The organism is Labilithrix luteola (genome assembly GCF_001263205.1).
Taxonomy (GTDB): Bacteria; Myxococcota_A; Polyangia; order Polyangiales; family Polyangiaceae; genus Labilithrix; species Labilithrix luteola.
The window spans coordinates 2,674,246-2,698,292 of sequence record NZ_CP012333.1 but is presented as its reverse complement, the minus strand read 5'-3'; the positions used below and the strand labels follow the sequence as shown (position 1 = coordinate 2,698,292).

27 protein-coding genes are annotated in these 24,047 nt (G+C 66.5%); 17 read left to right on the top strand and 10 right to left on the bottom strand.

What is annotated here, in order from left to right:
• Position 1: 1 nt before the first annotated feature.
• The 3 genes from AKJ09_RS12310 to AKJ09_RS12300 form a co-directional block, all read right to left on the bottom strand.
• Positions 2–1,174 (bottom strand): CaiB/BaiF CoA transferase family protein, encoded by a 1,173-nt coding sequence (locus AKJ09_RS12310; RefSeq protein WP_146647386.1) that lies wholly within the window; start codon positions 1,172–1,174, stop codon positions 2–4.
• A gap of 34 nt (positions 1,175–1,208) precedes the next feature.
• A complete protein-coding gene (locus AKJ09_RS12305; protein ID WP_146647385.1) occupies positions 1,209–1,538 on the bottom strand; it encodes an SCP2 sterol-binding domain-containing protein in 330 nt (109 codons plus the stop codon).
• A gap of 189 nt (positions 1,539–1,727) precedes the next feature.
• Positions 1,728–2,858 carry a GGDEF domain-containing protein gene (locus tag AKJ09_RS12300; RefSeq protein ID WP_146647384.1) on the bottom strand — a complete coding sequence of 377 codons (1,131 nt, stop codon included), beginning with the start codon at positions 2,856–2,858 and terminating at the stop codon, positions 1,728–1,730.
• Positions 2,859–2,926: 68 nt separating this feature from the next.
• Between AKJ09_RS12300 and AKJ09_RS12295 the strand changes: the two genes are divergently transcribed.
• The gene (locus AKJ09_RS12295) at positions 2,927–3,799 is read left to right on the top strand and encodes an SDR family NAD(P)-dependent oxidoreductase (RefSeq protein WP_146647383.1); all 873 of its coding nucleotides are present in this window, start codon (positions 2,927–2,929) and stop codon (positions 3,797–3,799) included.
• Positions 3,800–3,993: 194 nt separating this feature from the next.
• Here the strand turns inward: AKJ09_RS12295 and AKJ09_RS12290 are convergent, their stop codons facing one another.
• Positions 3,994–4,740: an SDR family oxidoreductase gene (locus AKJ09_RS12290; protein WP_420814253.1), complete on the bottom strand. Its 747-nt coding sequence runs from the start codon at positions 4,738–4,740 to the stop codon at positions 3,994–3,996.
• A gap of 97 nt (positions 4,741–4,837) precedes the next feature.
• On the opposite strand from AKJ09_RS12290, the gene AKJ09_RS12285 reads away from it, so the two are divergent.
• Entirely contained in the window at positions 4,838–5,443 is a 606-nt protein-coding gene (locus tag AKJ09_RS12285) for a TetR/AcrR family transcriptional regulator (RefSeq protein ID WP_146647381.1), read from the top strand.
• 11 nt (positions 5,444–5,454) lie between these two features.
• Positions 5,455–6,090 (top strand): thiopurine S-methyltransferase, encoded by a 636-nt coding sequence (gene tmpT, locus AKJ09_RS12280; protein WP_146647380.1) that lies wholly within the window; start codon positions 5,455–5,457, stop codon positions 6,088–6,090.
• 30 nt (positions 6,091–6,120) lie between these two features.
• On the opposite strand, the gene gstA is transcribed toward tmpT, so the two are convergent.
• A complete protein-coding gene (gene gstA / locus AKJ09_RS12275) occupies positions 6,121–6,735 on the bottom strand; it encodes a glutathione transferase GstA (protein ID WP_146655512.1) in 615 nt (204 codons plus the stop codon).
• Positions 6,736–6,921: 186 nt separating this feature from the next.
• Between gstA and AKJ09_RS12270 the strand changes: the two genes are divergently transcribed.
• Positions 6,922–7,221: a hypothetical protein gene (locus AKJ09_RS12270; protein ID WP_146647379.1), complete on the top strand. Its 300-nt coding sequence runs from the start codon at positions 6,922–6,924 to the stop codon at positions 7,219–7,221.
• 13 nt (positions 7,222–7,234) lie between these two features.
• Here the strand turns inward: AKJ09_RS12270 and AKJ09_RS12265 are convergent, their stop codons facing one another.
• Positions 7,235–7,966 carry a tetratricopeptide repeat protein gene (locus AKJ09_RS12265; protein WP_146647378.1) on the bottom strand — a complete coding sequence of 244 codons (732 nt, stop codon included), beginning with the start codon at positions 7,964–7,966 and terminating at the stop codon, positions 7,235–7,237.
• A 106-nt stretch (positions 7,967–8,072) separates the two neighbouring features.
• Between AKJ09_RS12265 and AKJ09_RS12260 the strand changes: the two genes are divergently transcribed.
• The 3 genes from AKJ09_RS12260 to dapB all read left to right on the top strand — a co-directional run bounded on the left by AKJ09_RS12260 (position 8,073) and on the right by dapB (position 10,780).
• Complete coding sequence (locus AKJ09_RS12260) at positions 8,073–8,909, top strand: hypothetical protein (RefSeq protein ID WP_146647377.1); 837 nt, start codon at positions 8,073–8,075, stop codon at positions 8,907–8,909.
• Between the two features lie 171 nt (positions 8,910–9,080).
• Entirely contained in the window at positions 9,081–9,989 is a 909-nt protein-coding gene (dapA, locus tag AKJ09_RS12255; RefSeq protein WP_146647376.1) for a 4-hydroxy-tetrahydrodipicolinate synthase, read from the top strand.
• Entirely contained in the window at positions 9,986–10,780 is a 795-nt protein-coding gene (dapB, locus tag AKJ09_RS12250) for a 4-hydroxy-tetrahydrodipicolinate reductase (protein WP_146647375.1), read from the top strand. Before dapA ends, dapB begins: the two co-directional genes overlap by 4 nt.
• Positions 10,781–10,908: 128 nt before the next feature.
• On the opposite strand, the gene AKJ09_RS52880 is transcribed toward dapB, so the two are convergent.
• Positions 10,909–12,036 (bottom strand): hypothetical protein, encoded by a 1,128-nt coding sequence (locus AKJ09_RS52880; protein ID WP_169927477.1) that lies wholly within the window; start codon positions 12,034–12,036, stop codon positions 10,909–10,911.
• Positions 12,037–12,093: 57 nt separating this feature from the next.
• Here AKJ09_RS52880 and rsmD point away from each other — a divergent pair, with 57 nt between their 5' ends.
• The 6 genes from rsmD to AKJ09_RS12215 are packed head-to-tail and all read left to right on the top strand — an operon-like array spanning position 12,094 to position 15,730.
• Positions 12,094–12,651, top strand: a complete 558-nt coding sequence (gene rsmD, locus AKJ09_RS12240) for a 16S rRNA (guanine(966)-N(2))-methyltransferase RsmD (protein ID WP_146647374.1) — start codon at positions 12,094–12,096, stop codon at positions 12,649–12,651.
• Positions 12,652–12,705: 54 nt separating this feature from the next.
• Entirely contained in the window at positions 12,706–13,320 is a 615-nt protein-coding gene (locus AKJ09_RS12235; RefSeq protein WP_146647373.1) for an AgmX/PglI C-terminal domain-containing protein, read from the top strand.
• Positions 13,321–13,327: 7 nt separating this feature from the next.
• Positions 13,328–13,588, top strand: coding sequence for a hypothetical protein (locus AKJ09_RS12230; RefSeq protein WP_146647372.1), 261 nt, complete (start codon positions 13,328–13,330; stop codon positions 13,586–13,588).
• A 5-nt stretch (positions 13,589–13,593) separates the two neighbouring features.
• Positions 13,594–13,878, top strand: coding sequence for a hypothetical protein (locus tag AKJ09_RS12225; protein WP_146647371.1), 285 nt, complete (start codon positions 13,594–13,596; stop codon positions 13,876–13,878).
• Complete coding sequence (truA, locus tag AKJ09_RS12220) at positions 13,875–14,708, top strand: tRNA pseudouridine(38-40) synthase TruA (protein ID WP_146647370.1); 834 nt, start codon at positions 13,875–13,877, stop codon at positions 14,706–14,708. The genes AKJ09_RS12225 and truA overlap by 4 nt, the downstream gene beginning before the upstream one ends.
• Positions 14,705–15,730, top strand: a complete 1,026-nt coding sequence (locus AKJ09_RS12215) for a GNAT family N-acetyltransferase (RefSeq protein ID WP_169927476.1) — start codon at positions 14,705–14,707, stop codon at positions 15,728–15,730. The genes truA and AKJ09_RS12215 overlap by 4 nt, the downstream gene beginning before the upstream one ends.
• Before the next feature lie 9 nt (positions 15,731–15,739).
• Here AKJ09_RS12215 and sugE read toward each other — a convergent pair whose 3' ends face one another.
• Positions 15,740–16,063 (bottom strand): quaternary ammonium compound efflux SMR transporter SugE, encoded by a 324-nt coding sequence (gene sugE / locus AKJ09_RS12210; protein WP_146647368.1) that lies wholly within the window; start codon positions 16,061–16,063, stop codon positions 15,740–15,742.
• Positions 16,064–16,354: 291 nt separating this feature from the next.
• Between sugE and AKJ09_RS12205 the strand changes: the two genes are divergently transcribed.
• Entirely contained in the window at positions 16,355–17,785 is a 1,431-nt protein-coding gene (locus tag AKJ09_RS12205; RefSeq protein ID WP_169927475.1) for a trypsin-like peptidase domain-containing protein, read from the top strand.
• Positions 17,786–17,857: 72 nt separating this feature from the next.
• On the top strand, positions 17,858–18,319 hold the full coding sequence (locus AKJ09_RS12200) for an NADAR family protein (protein ID WP_146655511.1): 462 nt from the start codon (positions 17,858–17,860) through the stop codon (positions 18,317–18,319).
• 1 nt (position 18,320) lies between these two features.
• On the opposite strand, the gene AKJ09_RS12195 is transcribed toward AKJ09_RS12200, so the two are convergent.
• Together AKJ09_RS12195 and AKJ09_RS12190 are read right to left on the bottom strand one after the other, a co-directional pair.
• Positions 18,321–19,466, bottom strand: coding sequence for a DUF1574 family protein (locus tag AKJ09_RS12195; RefSeq protein WP_146647366.1), 1,146 nt, complete (start codon positions 19,464–19,466; stop codon positions 18,321–18,323).
• A gap of 10 nt (positions 19,467–19,476) precedes the next feature.
• Positions 19,477–20,874, bottom strand: a complete 1,398-nt coding sequence (locus AKJ09_RS12190) for an MBOAT family O-acyltransferase (RefSeq protein ID WP_146647365.1) — start codon at positions 20,872–20,874, stop codon at positions 19,477–19,479.
• Positions 20,875–21,186: 312 nt separating this feature from the next.
• On the opposite strand from AKJ09_RS12190, the gene AKJ09_RS12185 reads away from it, so the two are divergent.
• Both AKJ09_RS12185 and AKJ09_RS12180 read left to right on the top strand, forming a co-directional pair.
• Positions 21,187–22,326: a hypothetical protein gene (locus tag AKJ09_RS12185; RefSeq protein WP_146647364.1), complete on the top strand. Its 1,140-nt coding sequence runs from the start codon at positions 21,187–21,189 to the stop codon at positions 22,324–22,326.
• Positions 22,327–22,408: 82 nt separating this feature from the next.
• Complete coding sequence (locus AKJ09_RS12180; RefSeq protein WP_146647363.1) at positions 22,409–23,977, top strand: serine/threonine protein kinase; 1,569 nt, start codon at positions 22,409–22,411, stop codon at positions 23,975–23,977.
• The last annotated feature ends 70 nt before the right edge of the window (positions 23,978–24,047 follow it).

The following is a 24,047-nucleotide window of genomic DNA, read 5'->3' as shown; positions in this document are numbered from 1 at the left end:
GCTACTTGATCGCGCCGCTTGCCCGCAGCGCGGCGACCGCCGCGTCGTCGTAACCGGCTTCGCGCAAGATCGCATCGGTGTGCTCGCCGCGTTGGGGCGGTGGCGCGTGGACGCGATCCGCAGGCGTCAGCGGCGTCCGCATCTGGGCGATCGTGCCCCACGGCGAGGGCATGTCGAAGAACATCTTCCGTGCGGCGAGATGCGCGTCGGCCCGGGCTTCCTCCGGCGAGAGGACGGGCTCGAGGCAGCAATCGCGGGTGCTTGCAAACTGCACCCATTCGTCGCGCGTGCGCTCGGCGAAGATGCCGCGGAGCTTCTCTTTGAGGACGGCCTGATGAGGACCGGGCGCGAGATCGGACATATCGGCTTCGATCCCGACGCCAGCGCAGAACGTGAGCCAGAACTTCGGCTCGAGCGAGGCAAGCGACATCGCCCGCCCGTCTTTCGTGGTGTACGTGGCGTAGGGCGCGAGTCCACCCCCGAGCGGCTCGTTCCCGCGATCGGTCGTGTGGCCCCCGAAGAGCATCCCGAAGCCGGCGATGGCGAAAGGCATGGCGGTCTCGATCATCGCCACGTCGACGACGCTGCCTTGCCCCGTTCGGGCGCGCTCCATCAATGCGCCCATGATCCCAATGACCGCGTAGAGACCACCGCTCACGTCGGCGAGCTGGAAGCCCGGTACGGTGGGCGGCCCGTCGGCCGGGCCTTGGAAGCCGAGCACGCCGCCGCGCGCGAGGTAGTTGAGGTCGTGACCGGCGCGCTGGGCGAGGGGCCCGTCTTGGCCGTAGCCGGTGAGCGCGCACACGACGAGTCGCGGATTCTCGGCGCGCAGCGTGTCGTGCGAGAGACCGAGCTTCGCGAGAACGCCGGGGCGGAACTGCTCGAGAACGACGTCGTAGCGTCGCACGAGTCGAAGCAGCGCCTCTTTCCCGGCGGGATTTTTCAGGTCGATGATCGCGCTCCGCTTGTTGCGGTTCAGCGCGAGGAAGGCTGACGACGTGGGCTCCGCCTGCCCCCCATGCACCTGCGGCGGCATCACCCGAAGGTAATCGCCGCCGCTGGTGTCTTCGATCTTGTCGACCTCTGCGCCCAGGTCCGCGAGGACGAGCGAGGCGAGGGGGCCGGGCAGGAGTCGCGAGAGATCGAGAACCTTGATGCCCTTTAGAGGCTGCATGGTCTCGACCGGCCCCGCCCCCCCGTCTCCCGCCTCACTTGTACGAGAAGAGCTTCTGGAGCTTCATCGCGAGCATCTGGTTGCCCGCGACCTTGAGCTTGCCCGCGAAGAACAGCTGCATGCCGTTCGCCTGGGGGTTCTCGACGAGCTTCTGGAAGTCCTCGGCCGCGATCGTGATCGTGCAGTCCGCCGGCTCCGAGCCTGCCTTGCAGACGGGACCCGTCGACGACACGTCGATGAACCACTCACCTTCTCCGGTGATGTTCATCTGGTACTTGGCGCCGATGGTCTTCGCGTCCTCGGCGTTCTTCTGGAGCGCTGCGGGGAGCTCTTCGTTGAACAACTTCTTGATGTCCACGGCCATCGGAGTCCTCCTGGGAAAAAGTGAATCGCGATTCAGCGAGCTATCAAGTGCGTAAGGTCGCGTCAAGGCTCGTCAAGACGTTCATGATGTCGCTCGCCTGAGCGCCGCAGGTCGACTCGCCAGTCTTGGGTGCGCCTTGGGTGCGCCTTTTCGTGTCTCGCGTGTCTCGCCGGTATCGGTTCGGGTACTTCAGGGATTAAGCGGTTCGTCGGCGCAGACGCGGTTCTTGCCATCGTTCTTGGCACGGTAAAGGCGCGCGTCGGCGAGGGCGATGAGCTCTTGGGGACCACCGTTCGGCGCCACGTCCGGCAAGGCAGCGACGCCGACGCTGATCGTCACCTTGATCGACGTGTCGCTCACGGGGATCTCGAGCTGGCTAATCGAGTTCCTAATGCGCTCGGCGAGCTGCACCGCCTCGAGCTTGCCGGTCGATCGCGCGATGATGACGAACTCTTCGCCGCCGTAGCGCGCCAGGAGGTCTTCGACGCGAATGAGCCGCTGCATCTGCGCGCTCACGAGGCGGAGCACCATGTCGCCCGCGAGGTGGCCGTAGGTGTCGTTCGTGCGTTTGAAGTCGTCGAGGTCGAGCAGGAGAACCGCGAGCTTGACCCGATGGCGCCGCGAATAGGCGACCTCGGCGGTAAGCCGTTCGCCGAAGTACTTCCGGTTGTAGACGCGCGTGAGGGCGTCTCGCGTGGACGACTCGTAGAGACGGCGCTGGAGCTGCTCTTCGGCGTCGTCGGTGATGGCGAAACGCATGATGACGTTCGGCCCGAGCTGAAGGCGATCACCTGCTTCGAGCTCGCTCAGCTCGATGCGCCGATCGCCGACGAATGTACCGTTCGTGGAGCCGAGATCTTCGACGTGGTAGCGACCGTCGGCGGCGCACGTGATGCGTGCGTGGCGACGGCTCACACCGCTGTCTTCGATCCACAGATCGGCTTCGGTGCCTCGACCGAGGATGTGGTCGGTGCCGTCGAGTGCGAAGACCTGGCCGGCGTTGATGCCGCTCAAGATGGTGAGCGTTGCGCGGTCTTTGGTCCCGGCGTTGGGGATCGTGATGACCGGATCGGTCGTGCGCTCGGCGGCGAGCTCGCCGTTGTGCCAGGAGTTGTCGGTCGACGACGGCGGCGCGAGGGGAACTCCGCGACTCGAGGTGGGGCCGTTGGAGGAGGCCATCGTCGCTTCTTGCGACCCGGGCAGCGAAGGCGACGACGGCGACGGCGAGGGCGACGACCCGCCTGCTCCGGCCGCGCCACCCGCTCCGGGCGGGCCGAACGGGACCGCAGGAATCTTTCCGGTCTTGAACGGGTCCTTCATCGCACGAGGTGTGAGATTAGCGCAGAGTGCTTGCGGGCGGGCCGACAATTGCCTAGCGATGAAGTCCTATGGGCCTACTCGATGGAAAGGTTGCGATCATCACGGGTGCCGGCAACGGCATCGGCCGCGCGCATGCGCTTCTCTTCGCGAAAGAAGGCGCGAGTGTCGTGGTCAACGACGTCGGGGGCGCGCGTGACGGTTCGGCTGCAGGTGACACGAGCGCGGCGGATGCCGTCGTGCGTGAGCTCACGCAAGCCGGTGGCAAAGCCGTGGCAAGTCACGATTCGGTGGCAACCGCCGAAGGCGCCGACGCGCTGATCAAGAAGGCGGTCGACACGTTCGGTCGCGTCGACATCCTGGTCAACAACGCCGGCATCCTCCGCGACAAGTCGTTCACGAAGATGGACGAGGCCATGTGGGACTCGGTCATCGCCGTCCACTTGAAGGGGACCTTCCTCGTCTCTCAGGCCTTCGTGAAGCAAGCGATCGCGCAGAACTCGGCGGGCGATCCGAACGAGCGCAAAGGCGCGCGCATCGTCAACACGACGAGCGTGAGCGGCATGATGGGCAACTTCGGGCAGGCGAACTACGCCGCCGCGAAGGCCGGCATCTACGGCCTCACGCGCACCATGTCGATCGAGCTCCAGAAACACCGCATCACGGTCAACGCGCTCGCCCCGATCGCGAAGACGCGCATGACCGAAGATCTCCCGATGTTCCACGGCGTCGACACCATGACGCCCGAGCACATCTCACCCGCCGCGCTCTTCCTCGCCAGCGATCTCTGTGGCGACCGCACGGGGCACGTTCTCGCGGTCGCGGGCGCTCGCCTCTATGCCTTCAAGATCATCGAGACCCCGGGCAAGTTCAAGGACGAGGCGAGCGGTGTGTGGACGGCCCAGGAGATCGCCGACAACTGGGACGCCATCGTCAAGTCGTGACGCGCGCGCGTAGACCAAGCGCGATTTGCTGCAATCAAAAGAGGTAGGGCGAAGGACATCCCAAGGTCGTGCGAAGCATGACGCGCCGAAGGCGTTCGGGGGGAGGCTCGAAACCGGAAGGTTTCGAGGGGGACCGGAAGGTCCCCACGAGAGCGGGCTAAGCGCTGTTCGTGATCGAAGAGCACGAACGGCGTTCAGCTTCTTGCGAGCTGAGCGCCTCCCGCCACTTCGACGACCGAGCCGGTCATGAAGCCGTTGGCCGCCACCATGACGATCGCCTGGGCGACGTCTTCGGGGCGGCCGACGCGCGCCATCGGCAAGCCCTTGGCGGCCTGGGCGAAGTAGCCGTCCTTCTGATCTTTCGGCATCGCGTCCCACCACGGCGTGTCGATGACGCCGGGCGAAACCGCGTTCACGCGCAGGGGTGCGAGCTCGCTCGCGAGCGGTCGCACCATGGCTTCGATCGCGCCGTTGATCGCCGCGAGGCCCGACGTTCCGGCGTAAGCGAGCCTCGCCGAGACGGCGCTCACGAGGGTGATCGACGCGCGCACGCGGGGCAGCGCCGCCTTCAGCGTGGTGAGGTGAGCGAAGAGCTTGGCCTCGAAGCCACTCCGCAGATCGTCGAGTGCGAGCGTGGCGATGGGGCCGGCACCCTTGCCGCCGCTGAGCGCGAGGACGAGGTGATCGATCTCGCCGATGGTCTCGAAGAAGCGGTGAGCGCTGGCGGCGTCGGTGCCGTCGATGACGGCGCTCTTCACGTTTCCGATGCGCGCGGCCGCGGCCTTCGCGCGTGCCTCGTCGCGCCCGCCGATGACGACCTCCGCGCCTTCCGCCGCGAACAGGGCGGCCGTCGCTTCGCCGATGCCCGACGTTCCTCCGACGACCGCAACCTTCGAACCACGCACGCTTCCCAAAGCAGCTGTCTTCGTCGTCATGACCATGTCTCCTGGTGTTCCTTAATATCGGAACGATTCGTCTCGAAACATAACGAGACGGTTCGTCTTGTCAAGGCGCCCTCTTGGCTTTACCCAGAAGGACGTGAGCGAAACCGGCAAACGAGCCACTCGGCCCGGGCGACCCCGCAGCGAACAATCGCGTCAGGCCATCCACGCCGCCGTACTCGGCATCGTCGAAGCGAGTGGGTACGGCGCGCTCACGATGGATGGGATTGCCGCCGAGGCCGGAGTCGGCAAGCAGACGCTCTATCGATGGTGGCCGTCGCGCGGAGCGATGACGCTCGAAGTCCTTCGTGCGTTGGCGACGGAGAAGATTCCGAACCCGGACACGGGCTCGCTTCGGCGTGACCTCGTTCAATTCCTGTCGGCGACGTTCGAGCTGACGGGGAGCCAACCTGCCGTGCTGCCGATCCTCCGTGGCCTGATGGCCGAGGCGCAGCTCGATCCGCCGTTCCTGCAGCAGCTCCAGGATGAGCTCATCGAGCCGCGTCGCGCGGCACTGCGCGAGCTCTTCCATCGTGCAAAGTCACGCGGTGAGCTCCGGCCTCGGTGCGACGTCGAGCTCTGCATCGACCTCGCGTTCGGCGTACTCTGGTATCGGCTTCTCACGAGTCGAACACCGCTGACCTCGGCGCTCGCGCAAAAGCTCGCCGAAGTGATCTCCCGCGAAGCCTTGCGCGCGGTGTAGGCTGCGTCACGATGGACCCGGATTTCTGGAAGGCACGCTGGGCTGAAGGACGTATCGGATTCCATGAAGGGCATGCCAATGCCCTGTTCGCCCGTCATGCGGACGCGTTCGCCGGCAAGAGCCGCATTCTCGTTCCGCTCTGCGGCAAGTCCGAGGACATGGCCTACCTCGCGTCGCGCGGACACGAGGTTTGCGGGATCGAGCTCGTCGAAGATGCCGTTCGGGCGTTCTTCCAGGAGCACTCGATCGAGCCGAGCGTTCGCAAGACCGATCACGCGACGGTCTACGAGGCGCAGGGCATCACGATCTTCGCTGGCGACGTCTTCTCCGTCACGCGTGAAGACGTGGGGGCGGTCGACGCCCTCTATGACCGCGCGGCGCTCGTCGCGCTGCCTGCGGAGCTGCGCAAGAAGTACGTCGCGCACGTGCGCTCGCTCTTGCCGCAAGGCGCGCTCGGCATGCTCGTCGCCTTCGAGTATCCGCAAGAGCGCATGCCGGGGCCTCCCTTCTCGGTGGACGAGAAGGAGGTCCGGTCGCTCTATGCGGGCGCGCAGGTCGAGCTCCTCGAAGAGGCGGCGGCGAACGAACATCGTTTCGCCCAGGCCGGCTTGGTGCCGACGGAACGCCTCTATCGAATCACGCTCTGACGCACGCGCTCCCGCGTCGGTCCGCGCGGATCAGGCGTCCTTCGTGAAGCCTTCGGCCTCGAGCGCCGCCTGGATGGACGGGCGCTCGAGAAGGCGTGCGTAGTAGGGGACGAGCGCTCCTTTGAGCTCGCCCTTCACGAACGTCTGCCACGCGCGAAGCGTGTAGAATGCATAGCCGTCGGCGACAGTGAACTGCTCGCCCATGAGGTAGGGCTGCGCTTCGACCGCGTTGCCGACAACGCCCAGGCGGAGCTCGAAGCGCTCGCGCATCTTGGTCTTGTACTGCTCGCTCGCGTCGGGCGAGTAGAACGGGGTCAGGCCTTTGTGGAGCTCGGTGGCGATGAAGTTGAGCCACTCCTGCAGGCGAACGCGCTCGAACGTGCCGGGCGCCGGGGCGAGCTTGGACTCCGGGCGGAGATCGGCGATGTACTGGACCATCACCGCGGTCTCGGTGAGGAGCTGCCCGTTCTCGAGGGCGAGCGCCGGAATGTAGCCCTTCGGGTTGACCGTCACGAAGTCGGTGCCGTCGTCGAGCTTCTTGCCGCGCATGAAGTCGACCCTCTGCAATTGGAACGGAAGCTTCGCCTCGCGGAGAGCGATGTGAGGGGAGATCGAGCAACCACCGGGGGCGTAATAGAGGGTCAGCATGAAGGCCGAGAGTGTGCCGTGCGCGCCGGCGCCTCGAAATAGGAAAGACCGTGATTTTACCTGATTGCAAACGATCCATGGAGGCACGGCCGGGCTCGCGTCTCGTCACGTCGGGTCAGGGCGCGTCGCCCTCGATCATCCCTCGTATGGGTTGGTCACCCAGTTGAGGGCAATCGAACGGACATGCTCCGCTCGAACCAGACCTTCCCGGTCTTGCCGATGAAGCTCGATTCCGGCGCGACGCTCTACAACGGCACGCACTTCGGCACGCTCGCCGAGGGCTCGTACCACGCGAGCGTCACCGGCAAGAACGGTTGCTCGGGCACGGCCGCGATCGACTTCAAAGTCACTCCGAAGGTGTCGACGAAGAAGGTGCTTGGCAAGCCGACGATCTCCTTCTGGCGCGTGAAGGTCCGCGCATACAAATTCAAGACCGAGTTCGAGTGGAGCGATTGGCTCGAGTTCAAGGTCGATCAGAACTGAGCGGCCTGACGACTCACTCTTTCGGACCGCGCGGGCGCGCCACGGAGCGCGGGAGGATGAAGGCGCCGAGCGTTCCTCCGATCGCGAGTGTGCCTCCGATGCCGAGTGCCCACACGCCCGTCGAATCGTCGCTGCGCATCGTGCGGAGCATCCCCCAGGTCGCGACGCCGTAGCCGACGCAAGCGATGCCGAGCGAGATCAGTGGTGCCACGCTGCGATCTTCGATGAAGCGCGTCGCGGGGATGTCGGCGACGGCGGCCTTGGGGCCCGGCGTCGTTCGGTCCACGTTCAGAAGGCGAGCCTCACCCTCGGCGAGTGAGATGGTCCAACGCGGGCCGCCGGGCACGACGACGACGTGAACGCCTGGATCGACGCGAAGCCGCGCGCCCTCGGCGACGTGAAGCTCGACGCCGTCGACGAGAATGGCGCCACTCGCACCCACGATGCTGATCGTCGGAATGCGCGGTTCGAGCGCTGCGAGATGCTCGCGCGCGAACCTCTCGCGGTCCGCGCGCCCGTCATGAAGCGCCCGTCCAAGCGACTCTTCGTAGTCGGCATACGCCGCCGCCAGACGGCCCGTGCGTTCGTGGCAGAGGGCGAGATTGAGGCGCGTGCCTCCGCCGGCATCGAGGCGTTCGCTCTCTTCCAGCTTGGGGCACGCTTCCTGGAAGCGTCCTGCATCGAGGAGGGCGCGTCCTTCCTCGAAGAGCCTCTCGGCGCGCGCCTGCGCGGACGGCTCGGCCATCGCCGTTCGAGCGAAAAGGAACGGAAGCAGGAGCGCGAGGAAGAAAGTTTGCGACCGCCGGACCCGACCGCGCTCCTCGGAGACGAACTCAGCACGAGGAGATGTCATGAAGTCCGGATTCGCCAACTTCGTCAGGTTTGCGTCGATTCTCTTGGCGGGCGGCGCGCTCGCGCTGCCGCTCACCGCACACGCCGCCGATGGGCGGGTGAGCGTGGAGTTGAAGGACGGCTCCTCACTCCGCGGAGAGGTGGTCGAGAAAGTGCCCGGCAAGGTGCTGAAGGTGCAGCTGGCGGGCGGCGAGGTTCGGACGATCGCGTGGGAAAGCATCGCTCGTATCGAGGAGCCACCGGCGGCGAAGGAGTCGCAACCTTCCGACTCCGCGGCCGCCGCGCCGGTTCCGAACGGAGTCACCATCCACCTCGATGCGGACGATCCCCACGCCACCTTGCAGCGTCGCATGGGCACCTCGATGTTCGTCATCTCGACCGCACGCGGAACGGCGACCGGCGCGGGCGAAGCCTGGGAGGACGTCTGCGTGTCGCCGTGCGACGCTCAAGTGCCCAAAAACCAGACCGTTCGTGTGGCGGGCGACGGCGTCACGCCGTCCGCCAACTTCGTGCTCCAGCGCGATGCGAAGCTCGACGCGAAGACGGGAAGCGCGGGGCTCCGCGTGGGCGGCATCTGGCTGACCTCGCTCGGGCTCACGGCCGCGCTGACCGGAGGGCTCTTGCTCGCCCTCAACCGCGACGGCGTGGACGGCGAACCGATGTTCTCTCCGACGCTGACCTATGGCCTCCTCGGTGGAGGCGCGCTGGTGACGGGGGGCGGGATCGCGATGATTGCCTCGAGCGGAACGAGCGTGCGCGACGAGCGCGGAACGAACATCGCCACAGGGCCAACGCCTCCCAAGGCGTTCGTCATCCCGGCCACGTTTGCATTCTGAACCGAACCGCTCCCGCTCGGGGCCAAGCACTTGGCCCGCGCCTCCGCGAGGCCTAAGCTCCGCGGCAGTCCTCACATGTAGGCAGCGCTCGCTCGGAGGACTTTCGGCGTATATGCCTTGCCGTAAGTCCTTGCGCGCGAGGCGCCACCGTAGAACAAGGATTGCTGCACCATGTCAAACACGCCGATTCGCTTCGAGGGAACGTTCACTGCCATCGTCACTCCGTTCAAGGACGACGCGGGCAAGTCCATCGATTGGGACGGCTACGACAAGTTGGTCGCGGCGCAGCTCGACGCGAAGGTCGAAGGCATCGTTCCGTGCGGCACGACGGGTGAGAGCCCCGCGCTCGATCACGAAGAACAGCTCGAGCTGATTCGCCGCACGGTGAAGCTCGCGAAGGGCAAGGCGATCGTGCTCGCGGGCACGGGATCGAACTCGACGCGCGCCGCCATTCAGCTCTCGCAAGCGGCCGAGCGTGCCGGCGCCGACGCCGTGATGGTGGTCGTTCCCTACTACAACAAGCCCACGCAGGAAGGGCTCGTCGAGCACTTCGTCGCCGTGGCCGCATCGGTCAAGGTGCCGGTCGTCGTCTACAACGTTCCGGGCCGCACCAGCGTCGACCTCTCGGCCGCGTCGCTCGCGAAGATCTGCGAGCGTTCGCCGAACGTCGTGGCCACCAAGGAAGCGACGGGCAACGTTCTTCGCGCGCAGGAGATCGTCCGCACCATCGGCGATCGCATCAGCGTCCTCTGCGGTGACGATGCGCTCACGCTCCCGATGATCGCCGTCGGCGCTCGTGGCGTCATCAGCGTCTCGTCGAACGTCTATCCCGCCGAGGTCACGCGGGCGACGCGCCTCGCGCTCGACGGCAAGTTCGAAGAGGCTCGCCGCGCGCACCTCGCGCTCTGCGCCGTGCACGAAGTCATGTTCGTCGAGGCAAACCCGGGGCCCGCGAAGGCCGCTCTCGCGCATCGCGGCCTCATCGGCGAAGTCGTGCGTGGACCTCTCGCGCCTGTGTCGGCCGCGTCGCGCGCCAAGGTCATCGAAGTGCTCGCCGCCTACGAGGCTCGCAAGTCATGAGCGCCTCGCAGGTTCGTGTTGCCGTTCTCGGCGCGACCGGTCGTATGGGTCGCGCCGTCACACGCCTCGCCCACGAAGGCGGAATGAAGGTCGTTTGCGCGATCGGCGCTTCGGACGAAGGACGTGATGCCGGCGAGCTTGCTGGTGTCGGCACGCTCGGCGTTCCGGTCGTGAAGCACGTCTCGGCCATCGCCCATTCCGGCGCGGACGTCGTCGTCGACTTCTCCACGCCCGCTGCGCTCGCCGAGGCGTCTGTGGTTTGCGCCAAGTCCAAGATCGCACTCGTGAGCGGCACGACGGGCCTCAACGAGAATGCGCTCGCCGCTCTCGCGGACGCTCATAACCTCTGCGCGGTTCTCTGGGAGCCGAACATGAGCGTGGGCGTGCACGTGCTCTCGATGCTCGTGAAGCGTGCCGTCTCCGCGCTCGGTCCGTCGTTCGACATCGAGCTCGTCGAGACGCACCATCGCGCGAAGGTCGACGCGCCGAGCGGCACCGCCATTCGCCTCGCCGAGGTCGCGCGCGAAGCGCGAGGTGGCGAGTTCGTCTACGGTCGCGAGGGACGACCCGGTCCTCGTCGCTCCGAAGAGATCGGCGTCCACGCCGTTCGTGGCGGTGACGTCATCGGCGACCACACTGTCTTCCTGTTCGGCGAGGGGGAGCGCATCGAGCTCACGCATCGCGCGTCGAGCCGCGATCTCTTCGCCCACGGAGCACTGCGCGCTGCGCGCTGGCTCGCGGGCCGCCCTGCGGGGCGCTACACGCTCGCCGAAGTCATCTCCTCGAGCTGACGACGTCGGCGTTCGCGGTCAGGCGCGTTCTGGAGCGAGCCCCGCTTGGTCGCAGTGACCCAAGCGGGGCGTTGAGAGCGAGCCCCGCTTGGTCACAGTGACCCAAGCGGGGCGTTGAGGACAGGCGTTCAGAACGCGCCGTTGATCATCACGCCGCCCGAGTTGGCGCCGAACGTCGGCACGATCTGCGGGCGCTTCGGGGCCGAGGCGGTCTTCTCGCTCGAGCCGTTCGTGAGGAGCAAGTAGAGGCCGGTGCCGATGGCGACCGCGCCGACCGCGCCGCCGGCGATGGCGAACGCGGACGCCGTCTTCGAGCGGTTGTCGATGTTGCAGAACTCCTGGTCTCCGCTCGGCTCGCACGGCTTCTGACCGGCCTCGACGCGCTTCGCGACCTCTTTGCCGCGATCCTGGAGCTCGCCGTAGAAGAGCGCCTGCTGTACCGCGACGGCGCCGAGGATGACGCCCGCGCCGAGCACGACGCCGCCGACGACGGTGCGGGTGGGGAAGGGCTTCTCCGCGTGAGGGGGCTCGGTCTCCTGCGTGGGCGCGATCTCGACGACGGCTTCCTTGCCGATCACGACGAGCACGTTGCGCTTCGACGAAGGGATGCCGGTCGACGCGACTTCGATCGAGTGGCCACCGGGCGCGAGCTCGATGCGTGCCGTGCCCTTTTGCAGAGGCACGCGTTTCTCCCCGTCGACGACGACTTCGCCGTTCAGCTCACCGGCTTTGACGACGACCACGCCGAGCGCGGTTCCGCCGAGGCGCTCGACGATGCGCGCCGCGACCTTTCGCAGCGTGTCGTCGTTCGCGTCTTTCAGGTTGTCGGCGTAGCTCTCCTTGAGCACGGTGTCCGACTTGTTCTTCTGGTAGAGATGGATCTCGGCGGTGACCTGACCCGTCGTCGGTCCGCGCGTGACGAAGCCCCAGATGTAGCGCTCGGCTTTGATCTGCTCGGAGATCTTCTGCTGGCAGTCCGCCGGCGGGTGCGACGGGCACTTGAGCGCAGCCGTCAGCATGCCGAGCGACTGCGTGGTCTCGATGAGCGACCAGCCCTGCGCGGCGCGGACGCGTGATCGAAGCGCGCCCGTGAGCGCGTCTGCCTGCTCCTCGGAGTCTTCCGAGTCGAGGGCGAGAACGGCCACCGGAACGGTGTGGGCGCCAGGCTGATCGGCATGTGCCCGTCGCGGCGTGGCGACCACGACGAGCATGACCAAAGCAGCCAACACGACGAGCGCGAGCCACGAGCGTTTCATGGGGTGGGAATCGTATCGCGCTTTCACGGCTGGGATCAAAGGAGGTAGCGTGGCGGCGTGCGTATTACCGGCGGGATCTGGCGCTCCCGGGCCATCAAGGCGCCAAAAGGCATGACGACGCGTCCGACGTCGGATCGCGTTCGCGAAGCACTTTTTTCGATGCTAGCGGCCGACGGCGTCGTTGGTGGATCGTCTACGCCCCGGGTCCTCGACCTCTATGCGGGCAGTGGGGCGCTCGCCTTCGAGGCGCTCTCGCGCGGCGCGAGCCGAGCCGTGCTCGTCGAACATGGGCGCGATGCGATCGGCGCGATTCGGGACAACGCTCGTGCGCTCGATGCCGCCGCCCGTGTCGAACTCGTGACGACGAAGGTGGAGCGTGCAGTTGCGCAGTTGCAAGGCCCGTTCGACCTGATCTTCGCGGATCCACCGTACGCGGACGTACGTACACCGCCCTTCGCCGCCATCTTGGAAGGAATCGCGCGGATCCTCGGCCCCGAAGGCACGTTCGTGCTCGAACACTCCTCGAACGACGATGCGCCGGTGATCGCGGCGCTCGAGTTCGATCGCAGCCGGGAGTACGGCGATACGACGCTGTCGCTCTATCGCTGCTCGTAGACGGCCGGCGTCCGGTTCTCTAGAATCGGCGCCTCCGAACAGGTTCATAAAAGAATGTCTTCGAATGCACCTCGCCCCTCCACGCCGCCGGCAGGGGTACCGAGCAGCGGGAACGGGAAGTACATCGTCGTCGCAGCCCTGCTGCTCCTTGGCGTCGGGGGATTCATCGCTTGGAAGAGCACCCAGAAGGGCCCCGAGGCGGTGACCATCTCGATGGTGCCCGATGCCTCGGCCCCGACGGCGCCCCCTCCCTCGCGCAACGAGGAGGATGACATCCCTCCTCCTGCTCCGGTGGAGGATGCAGGGCAAGACGCGGGCAAGAAGGTCGGAACGACCGCGCCCGCGAACACTGGCTGCGAGGTCAAGACCTGCACGGGTCAGAGCTATGCGGAGCTCGACAGTGCGCTCATGTACCGCGTGAAGCAGTCGCGTCGTCGTTGCTACGACCCTGCGCTCGCGCAGGACTCGACGTTGCGTGGCAAGGCCACCGTCTCCGTGCGCATCGGCACGAACGGCCAGGTGTGCAACGCCGGCGTGGTCAGCAGCGATCTCGGCAACCCCGCGGTTGCGTCGTGTGTCGCGAACAGCTTCCGCGGCTCGAGCCTTCCCGCTCCGAAGGGCGGCTGCGTCGACGTGAACATCCCCGTCAATTTCGTTCCGGGGCAGTGACGTGACGATGCCGCTGCGTCGCGCTCAGCGCCGTGCGGCTCTCGTGGCCATCGCTCTCTTCGCGCTCGCGCTCCAGGCCGTGCTCGTCGTTGCATGCACCGACGGCACCACGCCTGATTGCAGTGATCCCGCAACGCCGTGTGGTCCGCTCCTCTCGAGCGACGTCGTGGACGGGAGCACACGCTCGCCCGAAGCATCGGCGGACTCGACCGTGGCCGACGGGAGCGACGCGAGCGACGGCGACCTCGACGCGAGTGACGAGGGGTGAGCGCCGTGCGTCGCGGTTCGTTCGGCATCGTCATTTTCGCGGGCTTCACGTGGCTCGCCGCCATCGCGTGCGGCGAGTCGCGCTCACCCATCGGCGAAGAGTGTCTTCGCAGCGATGACTGTCTCTCCGGAGTCTGTTCGGATCGCGTTTGTGTGTCTGCTCCGCCGCTCACGCTCGGCGGTGGCTCGCCTCCCGCGGACGAACAACCGGACATCCCGACGGGCGGCGCTCAGAGCTCGAACGACGGCGGTGATGCTCAGTCTCCGAGAGACGCGGGCTCGGGCGGATGACTTCGGAAGCCGGCGCGCCGCGCAAAGAGCGACCGATTGCCCATGGCGTCACGCATGGCGTGCTGCTCACGATCGCTTACGACGGCAGTGCGTTCTCGGGCTGGGCGGCGCAGCGTGACACGCGGACCGTCGAAGAGACCGTGCGCGGTGCGATTCGCGCGCTCGATCCTCGTGCGGACGGTCCTCGTGGGTGTAGTCGCACCGACGCAGGCGTCCACGCGCGCGGTCAACGCGCGGCGTTCGACGCAACGCTCCACATTCCGCCGCGCGGCTGGGTTCTGGCGCTCAACCAGCACCTCCCCGACGACGTGAGCATCCGAGCAGCTCAGGTCGTACCCGTCGGGTTTCACCCACGATTCGCCAGCCGCATGAAGCGCTACCGTTATGCGCTCGTGTTCGACAAGGTTCGCGATCCGCTTCTGCGTAACCGCGCTTGGCGGATCGGCTACGAAATGGACATGGCGAAGATGCAGCGAGAGGCAGCTGCGATCGTGGGTACACACGATTTTGCGGCCTTTCGTTCGGCAGGTGACGAACGGGACGTGACCACGCGTACGATTGAGTCCGTGACCGTCGCGCCGTCGCCGTCTGACCCGCACCAGTGGAGCATCGCGTTCGAAGGTTCGGCGTTCCTCTACAACATGGTGCGCATCCTCACCGGGACCTTGGTTGACGTCGCTCGAGGTCACCTGCCAGAAGGCACGATCGCCAAGGCGCTCGCCTCGAAGAATCGAGGTGACGCAGGCCAGACGGCACCGGCTCACGGTCTGCTTCTCGAGCACATCGAACTTAATCTTCCCGAGGGGGCGGGGGAAGCATGGCCGCCGTGACCAAGCCGAGCTCGGTCATCGTTCGCGCGGCCAACCCCGAAGAGGGGGTTGCGATCGCCGGGCTCTGGCGCGAGCTCTGGGACGTGCACGAGGTTTGGGGAGGTTATGCCGGCACGCGTGATCTGCGCGTCTACGATCAGCTGGCAGCGCGTCTCTCCGAAGATGCCCGTGTTCGCGCCGGTCAGCCCATTCTCGGGAGGCACATCCACCTCGTCGCGCAGACGGCCGAGGGCGTCGTCGGCCAGGTCGAGGGATGGTTCGATCGCCACGGCGTCGACGAGACCACGCCGTACACCTGCGAGGTGCGTTCGCTCATCGTCTCGGCGCGCGCACGTACTCACGGTGTCGGAACCGCGCTCCTCCAGGAGCTCGCGCGCATCGCGAAGCAGATGAGCCGCGGCGCTCCGGTGGTCATGGCCGCCGAGGTGCTCGAGCCCAATCCCGCGCACTCCTTCTACGCACGCGTGGGCTACACGCCCGTGTCGTGGACGGCGCGCATCGACACGCGCGGGGCGACCGATGCGCCCTCGTACGGATTCGGTGCACGCCAGGCCGTGCCGAACGACGCGCTCGCCATCGCGATGCTCGATCCGTCGCTGGCCGAGCGTCGACGCGCTCAGGGAGACGTGCGATTCGATCGCCCGCGCGCGGTCGACGCCACGTTCGTGGGCGCGCTGGCCTCGCACCTCGCGCGTCCGTTCGGCTCGTACGATCAGTGCGAGCTCGTCGTCGTCGACACGAACATGGTCGTCCGCGCGAGTGCGAGCCTCACGGTGATGTCGCTCGACCCGCCGTTCGTTCCGGCTCGACGCGGACTCCTCGGTCGTTTTGCGCTCGATCCGGCGCTTCCACCCGCGCCGCTCGTCGAGCCGCTCGTGCGCCTCGGCAAACGCATGGCGCTCGCACGAGGCGCAGGAGCGCTCGAACTCACCGATCTCGACCCGCCCGGCGCGCCGATCAACGAAGCTGCACGACTCGCCGGCGCAACGCCGTGGTCGCGCATCGTCGAACGCTACGCCTGAAGGCGCGCTTCATTCGGCGTGCGTCGTCAGCTTCAAGCCGATGATGCCCGCGACGATGAGACTCAAGAACGCGATGCGTGCCACGCTCGCGCGTTCGCCGAGGAGCGCCATGCCGCCGATCGCGGCGCCGACGGCGCCGATGCCGACCCAGACGGCATAGGCGGTTCCGATCGGCAGCGTCTTGGCCGCGCGACCCAGCAAGACGAAGCTCGCGACGAGCGCCACGATCGTGACGATGGTGGCGCCGAGGCGCGTGAACCCGTGCGAGTACTTGAGGCCGATCGCCCAAACGATCTCGAGCAAACCGGCGACGACGAGCGAAACCCAAGCCATGATTCCTCCATCACGGCCCGTCTTTGCATATCCCGGTACGGGTCGACCTCGTCGGGGCCGGCGAACGGGTTGCTGACTCCCCGGACGCCGACAATTGGTTGTGCATGTTCGAAGCGCTGGCTTCGTCTGACCGCAGATATATAGGTCGCGCGGCCAGACTGGCAAATGCCTTTCGGGCCGCGTTTTGCCCGCGCGGGCGGCGCTTTGCTAGTGTGCGATGGTCACGGTCGTGTTGGGGGGCTCCTTCGCACGCGTCTTCAGCACTTTTCGTCGTCAGTTTTCGGAGGCGTCATGGTCGGTCGCGTTTCGTTTCACCGTTCTTCTCTTGCGGTCGCGCTCGGGGTCGCTGCGGCCGCGCTCGCGCCCTCGGCCTCTGCGCAGCAGGCCGCTCCGACCGACAAGCCCGCGCAGGCCGCACCGCCGCCTCCTGCCGCTGCAGCTCCGGCGGCCGTCGCCGAAGCACGCAGGCTCTCCGATGCGTTCGTCGCCGTCGCAGAACGCGTCAGCCCGAGCGTCGTCCAGATCGACGTCACGTCCCGCGACGAACAAGCCGACCAGGTGCTCCGTTTCTTCGGCCGCAACCAGGACTCGCCGATCGCGCGCGGAACGGGCTCGGGCGTGGTCTTCACGACCGACGGCGCCATCCTCACGAACAACCACGTCATCGACCACGCGCTGACGATCAACGTTCGCTTCCGCGACGGTCGTTTTCTCCCCGCGAAGCTCGTCGGCCGCGATCCCGGCACCGACCTCGCCGTCATCAAGGTCGACGCCACGGGCCTCATCGCCGCCAAGTTCGGCGATTCGGATGCCTCGCGCGTCGGCGAGTGGACCGTCGCCATCGGCTCTCCGTTCGGCCTCGGCTACACCGTGACCACCGGCGTGCTCAGCGCGAAGGGCCGCGGCGGCCTCGGCATGAATGCCATCGAGGACTACCTGCAGACCGACGCGAGCATCAACCCCGGCAACTCGGGCGGACCGCTCTGCGATCTCAACGGCAACGTCCTCGGCGTCAACACCATGATCGTCGGCCGTGGCTCGGGCATCGGCTTCGCGGTCCCGTCGAACCTCGCGCGTCGTGTCGCCGACCAGCTCCTCAAGAACGGACGCGTGCAACGTGCATGGATCGGCGTCGGCATCCAGGACCTCACCCCCGAGCTCGCCACGGCGATGAAGGTCGACCCGCGCGCCGGCGCTCTCGTCAACTACGTCAACGACAACGGACCTGCGCAGAAGGCGAACATCAAGCCGGGTGACATCATCGCGGGCGTCGGCGGAAAGAAGGTCGGCGACGGTCACGAGCTCACGCGCGAGACGCTGACGCACGAAGTCGGTCAGACCGTGCCGCTCGAGATCATCCGCGACGGCAAGAAGTACGGCACCAGCGCCGTCCTCGCCGCGCGTCCCGAGGCGGCCGTTCCTCCGCTTCCCGTTCAGCAGCAGGGCGTTCCGCAGTCCGGCCTCGGCCTCAGCGTGCGTGACATCAGCCCCCAGCAGGCCGCGCAGATCGGTCTCGCTGCCAAGCCGCTGCCGGTCATCACCAGCATCAACCCGGGCTCGCCGGCCGACCGCGCAGGCCTCAAGCCGAACGACGTCGTCATCGAGGCCGACGGCATCACCGAGCCCACGTCGGCGCAGCTCGCCGAAGCCGCGAAGGACGGCCAGTTGCTCCTCCGCGTCCGCCGTCGCGACCAGACGTTCTACGCCGCGATGCGGAAGTAACGAAACCTCGTTCGAACAAGGCGCGTCACCACTCGATGGTGTCGCGCTTTTTTCGTTCATGGAGTGAGTCTCCTGACGCGAGAGACGATCCGCTTCTATTCCGTTGGCGACGAGTACGGCGAGTTCTCGAACTTCGCCGCGTATCCGATCCGCCTTCGTGGCAAGTCGTGGCCGACCACCGAGCACTTCTTCCAGGCGCAGAAGTTCGAAAACGAGCGTGACCGCGAAGACGTGCGAGCCGCTCGTACGCCGATGCTCGCCGCGCGGATGGGACGGGATCGCAAGCGGAAGCTTCGGCGCGACTGGGAGTCGGTGAAGGTCTCCGTGATGCGCGAAGCGCTCGAGGCGAAGTTCACCCAGCACGACGACCTGCGCGCGCTCCTGCTCGCGACGGGCGACGCGCTCCTCGTGGAGCACACCGAGAACGACGACTACTGGGGCGACGGCGGCGATGGGTCGGGGCGAAACGAGCTGGGCCGCCTACTCATGGCCGTCCGCGATGCGCTGCGCACGGCCCGAGAACGACGCGGATGACTCAATTCCCTTCGAGCAGCGGCGCGAGCACGGTGGCGGAGAGATAGTTCGTGAACTTCACCGCGCCTGGCTCGCTCAGGTGGTCGCCGTCGACGAAGTCGATGTTCTCGAGGCCGGGGAACGAGTTGAGATCGACGAAGGGAACGTTGGTCTCGTTCGCGATCGCCTGAACGGCGTCGATGTACTCGTAATAGACGTGCGCGTGGTCGTGGTACCAGTCGAGTTGGCGCGACTGAGGCGTTCCGATAATCGCGACCTTCACGCCCGCGCGCTGGAGTACCTGCACGGCCTCGCGGACGAAGTTGACCGACGGCTTGCGGATGGCGCTCCCCTTGCTCTTGTCCATGAGGTCCGCGTAGCCGACCGCGCGGCCGCGTGCGCGGGTGTCCTGCGTGGTGGCCGAGAGGCGCGGGCCCATCGTGATCCAGCCGTGATCCTGAAAGGAGAGCGGCGGAGGAATGGTGCCGTCCTTGAGCGCGTTGACCACGTCGGTGCGGAACTGCAGGAGACGCGAGGCGCCGTAGGCGATGCTGTTACCGGCCTCCTCCGTGTTCGGGAGGATGGTGCCCTGTGCGAGGAGGACCGAGTTCTCGGGATTGACTCCTGCGCTCACGTGCAGCGAGGCGACCGTATCGCAGCAGCTGAAGAGAGCAGGCGTGACGCCGATGACGAAGGCCTTCGGCGGCGGCTTGTGGCGTGCCGCTTCGTGCGCGGCGATGAGGAAGATCGGCGTGGTGCCCGACGGGATCCCCATGTTGTAGAGCTGGTACGTCTTGCCCGTCTTTTGCTTGAGCGTTTCGGTCATCGCGCTCGGCACGACGCCGTGGAACATGCGCGAGTCGCCGGTGACGACGATGTCGCCGCCGACCTTGCGGTACTCCTCCTGCTTCGCCGAGAGGTGGTAGCCCTTCGGGATCTTCTTGAGCAGCTGCGATTCGCGGAACATCAGCTCCGCGCAGAGGAGCGTGCCCACCATCACCGAGAAGGCCACGAGGAAGGACTTCATCGAGCCTTCTTCCTCGTGCTGGTCGTGCTGGTCGTGCGCCCCTGCGGTGGCAGGGTCGGCAGACGCCGCGGGCTCGCTCGACTTCGCGTCGCGAGCCTCGGAAGCTTCGTTCGTCGCGTTGGTTTCGTTCTCGCGCGTCACGTTCCCACCCTCAGAAGTAGAAGTAGATGAAGGTCGGCGACGTGTTCGAAAGCGCGTAACAGATCGCGAGCATCGAGGCCCAGAGCAGCCCACGCGAGGCAGGCGGCAGGCCGTCGTTCGAACGAACGCCGAGTTTTGCGGCGCCGGCGGCGTGAAGCGCGACGACCCCGCAGAGGAAGACCACCGCCTGTCCGAGGGCCACCGACGGCTTCCAGCCCGGTTGCACCGTGTGCTTGGCAATCGAGCCGAGGACCGTCATGGCATCGGCGAAGCTCGTGGCGCGGAAGAACACCCAGCCGATCGCCACGAGGAGCAGCGTCGAGAGCGTGGCGACGACCCGGTACTCGGGCCTCTCGCGAAGGGCCTTCCACGCCGGCGACTTCGACGTGGCTTGCATGTACAGCTTGTGCAGCACGAGCAAGAGCCCGTGGTAGACGCCCCAGACCACGAAGGTGAGACGCGCGCCGTGCCAGAGGCCTCCGAGCGCCATGGTGAGCATCAAGTTGCGGTAGGCCGCGAACTTCGAGCCGCGATTGCCGCCGAGCGAGATGTAGAGATAGTCGCGCAGCCAGCGCGAGAGCGACATGTGCCAGCGGCGCCAGAACTCGGTGATCGACCCGCTGAGGTACGGGTACTCGAAGTTCTCGGGCAGCTCGTAGCCGAGCATCGTCGACGCGCCGCGCGCGAGGTCCGTGTAGCCGGAGAAGTCGCAGAAAATCTGTCCGGTGTACGCGAGGACGCCAACCGCGATTTCGATCGAATTGAAGTCCTTCGGTGACTTGAAGATTGTGTCGGCGAAGACGGCGAGGTTGTCGGCGAGGACGGTCTTCTTCACCACGCCCGCGAGCAGGATGAACATGCCGCGCGACACCTTCTCGGAGTCGAACTTCTGCGGCGTGGCGAACTGCGGGAGGAGCTCCGAGGCGCGGACAATCGGACCCGCGACGAGATGCGGGAAGTACGAGAGGTAGAGGCCGAACTCCCAGAGCGAGCGCGCGCCCTTGTCGCCGCGATAGACGTCGACCACGTAGCTGACCATCTCGAAGACGTAGAACGAGATGCCGAGCGGCAGCGGCATCTGCGGCGGCTTGAGATGGGGCGCGACGAGCGAGAGAAAGAACGCCGTGTACTTGAAGGCGAAGAGGACGCCGAGCTGCACCACGATGGCCGCGGCCAGCAGTGCCTTCTTCTTCGAAGTGGCGTCCTGATTGCGCTGGATGGCGACGCCCATGCCGTAGGTGAACGCCGTCATCACCGCGAGGAGCGCCGCGAGCTTCCAACCCCAGGAGAGGTAGAAGAGCACGCTTGCGCCGAGCAGCATGCGAGGAGCGAAGCGCTCCGGAATCGCCCACCGAATGGCGAAGACGACGAAGAAGAAAAGGATGAACGCGTAGCCGGTAAAAGTCACGGTGGCGGGCAAAAGCCGTAACACACAAGCCGCCCAGACGCCGGCTCTTCGGCCGCTCGCGCTTCCGGCGTGCTCGGGCTAGCAAGTCCCTCGATTTACGAGCCCGACCTCGGGCGAGTCCCCGAATTCTCCCGTCGCCTCGCTCGCCCGCGAAAGCCCAGGCTGCGTTGCTCGTCGGTCACCTGCTTCAGCAGGTTCCCTCCTCGCGCCTTGCCTGGACTTCCGCGTTCTTCGCGCGGCTCGGTCCGAATTGGGGGACTCGCCCGAGATGATTGACGGGGCGGGCTACAGGGGGCAGAAACGGGGCCTCCCATGCTCGACATCCGACAGACGCCGATGGGCGGCGACATCCGTGACTTCCTGAACGTCGTCGACGTCGTTTACGAAAACGACCCCCGGTACATCCGTCCGCTCGACATGGACCTGAGCGACCGCCTCAACCCGAAGAAGAACCCCTTCTTCGACCACGGCGAGGGAACGATCTTCACGGCTTACAAGCACGGCAAGTGCGTGGGCCGCGTCACCGCCCAGATCGACCAGTCGCACTTCGAGCTGCACAACGAGAAGGTCGGCTTCTTCGGCTTCATCGACACCATCGACGACGAAGAGGTGGTGCGCCAGCTGCTCGGTCGCGCCGAGAAGTGGCTGCGCGACAAGGGCATGGAGAAGATCCGCGGGCCCATCTCGCTGAACATCAACGAGGAGCTTGGCTGCCTCGTCGAGGGCTTCGACTCGCCGCCCACCCTCATGAACCCGCACCACCGTTCGTACCAGGGCGGGCTCATCGAGAAGGCGGGCTACGCCAAGGCGAAGGACTTCTTCGGCTGGCGCTACGAGGTCGGCGAGGTCAACAAGCGCGTCGAAAAGGCCTACCAAGACATCGCGGCGATGCCTGAAGTCGTCGTGCGACCGTTCTCCAAGAAGACGATGGAGAGCGACGTGAAGACCGCGCTCGACGTCTTCAACGACGCCTGGCACGACAACTGGGGCTTCGTTCCGATGACGAAGCGCGAGGCCGACAAGATGGCCGCCGATCTCAAGTTGTTCCTCGTGCCCGAGATCACGCAGCTCGTGCTCATCGACGGGGAGCCTGCGGCTGTCGCCATCGCCCTTCCGAACGTCAACGAGCTCATTCCGGACCTCGGCGGTCAGCTCTTTCCGTTCGGCATCGCCAAGCTTCTCTGGCGTCTCAAGGTCGAAGGCCCGCGCAGCGCGCGCCTCATCATCCTCGGCATCAGGAAGAAGTTCCGCTCCCAGCGCAAGTACGCCGGTCTCTCGCTCTACCTCTATGGGGCGATGAACAATGGCGGAAAGAAGGTCGGCATCACCTGGGGCGAGCTCGGGTGGACGCTCGAGGACAACTCGGCGGTGAATGCCGGAATTCGTATGATGGGCGCGAAGAAGTACAAGACGTACCGCGTTTACGAGAAAGACCTGACGTCCAAGACCTGACTTTCGGCCAGGTGAGGTCGGGAGGGCGGTCGCGCTCTCGATCTTTGAGGGAGGCGTCGGTATCCTCCTTTCCGCCCCCCCGATGGAGCCTTCCGCCCCCAAATTCTCGGATTCGGCTCGCGCTCGCGATTCTGTTCGCGATTCTGTCGGGCCGCGCCCTGGTGATCTCCTCGCCGGCAAGTACCGCGTCGAGAAGGTACTCGGCGAGGGGGGGATGGGCGTCGTCGTTGCGGCGATGCACGAGACGCTCGGGCAGCGCGTCGCCATCAAGCTTCTGCGGGCCAACGGGCTGGCGCGCACCGAGGCGCTCGGTCGCTTCGTTCGCGAAGCGCGCGCGGCGGCCAAGCTCCGGAGCGAGCACGTCGCTCGGGTGATCGACACAGGAACGCTCGAAGACGGCCGGCCATTCATGGTCATGGAGCACCTCGAGGGCGCGGACCTCGGGTCGCTCATCGATCAGGGCTACCGCACGAGCCTCGCGGAGGCGGTGGATTGGCTCCTCCAGACCTGCGAGGCCATGGCCGAGGCCCACGCCGCCGGCATCATCCATCGCGATCTCAAGCCGACGAACCTCTTCCTGACGAGGCGTGTCGACGGCGCGCCGCTCGTGAAGGTGCTCGACTTCGGCATCTCCAAGCTCGACGACGGTGAGGAGAATCTCAAACTCACGAGCACCACGGAGATCATCGGCTCGCCGAGCTACATGTCGCCCGAGCAGCTTCGTTCGTCGCGCAATGTCGACGTACGAACGGACATCTGGGCGCTCGGCGTCATCCTCTTCGAGCTCCTTGCCGGTCAACTGCCGTTCCACGCCGCGAACATGACGGAGCTCATCGCGATCATCCTGAGCGATCGCGAGCCGCCGATTCACACGATCCGGTCCGACGTGCCGGAAGGCATCACGAACATCATCGGGCGCTGCCTGCAGAAGTCGGCGTCTGCCCGATATTCTTCGGTTGTCGAGCTCGCGCAGGCCCTCGAGCCCTACGCTTCTCGTGTGACGACGAGCGCAGTCGAGCGCATTCGAGGAGCGGCGCTCGGATCGGGACGGATGGCCGCGACCGATGCGCCGTCGGGCCCGCTCCCGCACTCGCCTTCGGGATCGATCTCGTCGCGCGTCGCTCCTGCCTCGGCGGCCTCGGCACCGAACACGTCGACCGCGTGGGCCGAGACGCAACTCGGCGAGAAGCCCTCGGTGCCCACCACGCCCGTAGCGATCACGCCTCCCAAGAGCAAGATGCCGACGGTCGCGCTTGCTGGCTTCGGCGTCCTCGCGCTCCTCGGACTCGTCTTGGGCGGAGCGTCGTACGTGCGAGGTCGCGGCGCGCCACCCGCCATCGTGCCCTCGGCCGGCGACGAGTCCATGCCGCTTCCCCTGGGGCGAAAGGATCTTCCGCCGATCGCCGCGACAGCATCGGCGTCGTCCTCGGCGAGCATCCAGCCGATCGTCCCCGCGCCGCCCGCTTCGCCCGCCTTGTCTGTCAGCGACACGCCGCGCGGGTCCATGCTCACGACGCCGGTGGTCACCGGAGCTACCAAGCCGAAGCCAGGGCCTGGGCAGAAGCCCTCACCGGCCAATGCTCCAGCGAATAGCCCTACGAATTCGGGGCCCGCGTCCGACGACCCGCTCGGAAACATCGGCCGTCATTAGAGAGCGTCAGGCGAGAAATTCGCGATTCGGCCGATGCACGCGGTCGGTTACCATCCCAACGTGCACATGA

What these genes read in the sequence shown, in the direction of transcription:
- AKJ09_RS12310 (WP_146647386.1), bottom strand. Translation starts at nt 1,174, where the DNA reads ATGCAGCCTCTAAAGGGCATCAAGGTTCTCGATCTCTCGCGACTCCTG.
- AKJ09_RS12305 (WP_146647385.1), bottom strand. Translation starts at nt 1,538, where the DNA reads ATGGCCGTGGACATCAAGAAGTTGTTCAACGAAGAGCTCCCCGCAGCG.
- AKJ09_RS12300 (WP_146647384.1), bottom strand. Translation starts at nt 2,858, where the DNA reads ATGAAGGACCCGTTCAAGACCGGAAAGATTCCTGCGGTCCCGTTCGGC.
- AKJ09_RS12295 (WP_146647383.1), top strand. Translation starts at nt 2,927, where the DNA reads ATGGGCCTACTCGATGGAAAGGTTGCGATCATCACGGGTGCCGGCAAC.
- AKJ09_RS12290 (WP_420814253.1), bottom strand. Translation starts at nt 4,740, where the DNA reads ATGGTCATGACGACGAAGACAGCTGCTTTGGGAAGCGTGCGTGGTTCG.
- tmpT (WP_146647380.1), top strand. Translation starts at nt 5,455, where the DNA reads ATGGACCCGGATTTCTGGAAGGCACGCTGGGCTGAAGGACGTATCGGA.
- AKJ09_RS12270 (WP_146647379.1), top strand. Translation starts at nt 6,922, where the DNA reads ATGCTCCGCTCGAACCAGACCTTCCCGGTCTTGCCGATGAAGCTCGAT.
- AKJ09_RS12265 (WP_146647378.1), bottom strand. Translation starts at nt 7,966, where the DNA reads ATGGCCGAGCCGTCCGCGCAGGCGCGCGCCGAGAGGCTCTTCGAGGAA.
- AKJ09_RS12260 (WP_146647377.1), top strand. Translation starts at nt 8,073, where the DNA reads ATGAAGTCCGGATTCGCCAACTTCGTCAGGTTTGCGTCGATTCTCTTG.
- dapA (WP_146647376.1), top strand. Translation starts at nt 9,081, where the DNA reads ATGTCAAACACGCCGATTCGCTTCGAGGGAACGTTCACTGCCATCGTC.
- dapB (WP_146647375.1), top strand. Translation starts at nt 9,986, where the DNA reads ATGAGCGCCTCGCAGGTTCGTGTTGCCGTTCTCGGCGCGACCGGTCGT.
- AKJ09_RS52880 (WP_169927477.1), bottom strand. Translation starts at nt 12,036, where the DNA reads ATGAAACGCTCGTGGCTCGCGCTCGTCGTGTTGGCTGCTTTGGTCATG.
- AKJ09_RS12235 (WP_146647373.1), top strand. Translation starts at nt 12,706, where the DNA reads ATGTCTTCGAATGCACCTCGCCCCTCCACGCCGCCGGCAGGGGTACCG.
- AKJ09_RS12230 (WP_146647372.1), top strand. Translation starts at nt 13,328, where the DNA reads ATGCCGCTGCGTCGCGCTCAGCGCCGTGCGGCTCTCGTGGCCATCGCT.
- truA (WP_146647370.1), top strand. Translation starts at nt 13,875, where the DNA reads ATGACTTCGGAAGCCGGCGCGCCGCGCAAAGAGCGACCGATTGCCCAT.
- sugE (WP_146647368.1), bottom strand. Translation starts at nt 16,063, where the DNA reads ATGGCTTGGGTTTCGCTCGTCGTCGCCGGTTTGCTCGAGATCGTTTGG.
- AKJ09_RS12205 (WP_169927475.1), top strand. Translation starts at nt 16,355, where the DNA reads ATGGTCGGTCGCGTTTCGTTTCACCGTTCTTCTCTTGCGGTCGCGCTC.
- AKJ09_RS12185 (WP_146647364.1), top strand. Translation starts at nt 21,187, where the DNA reads ATGCTCGACATCCGACAGACGCCGATGGGCGGCGACATCCGTGACTTC.
- AKJ09_RS12180 (WP_146647363.1), top strand. Translation starts at nt 22,409, where the DNA reads ATGGAGCCTTCCGCCCCCAAATTCTCGGATTCGGCTCGCGCTCGCGAT.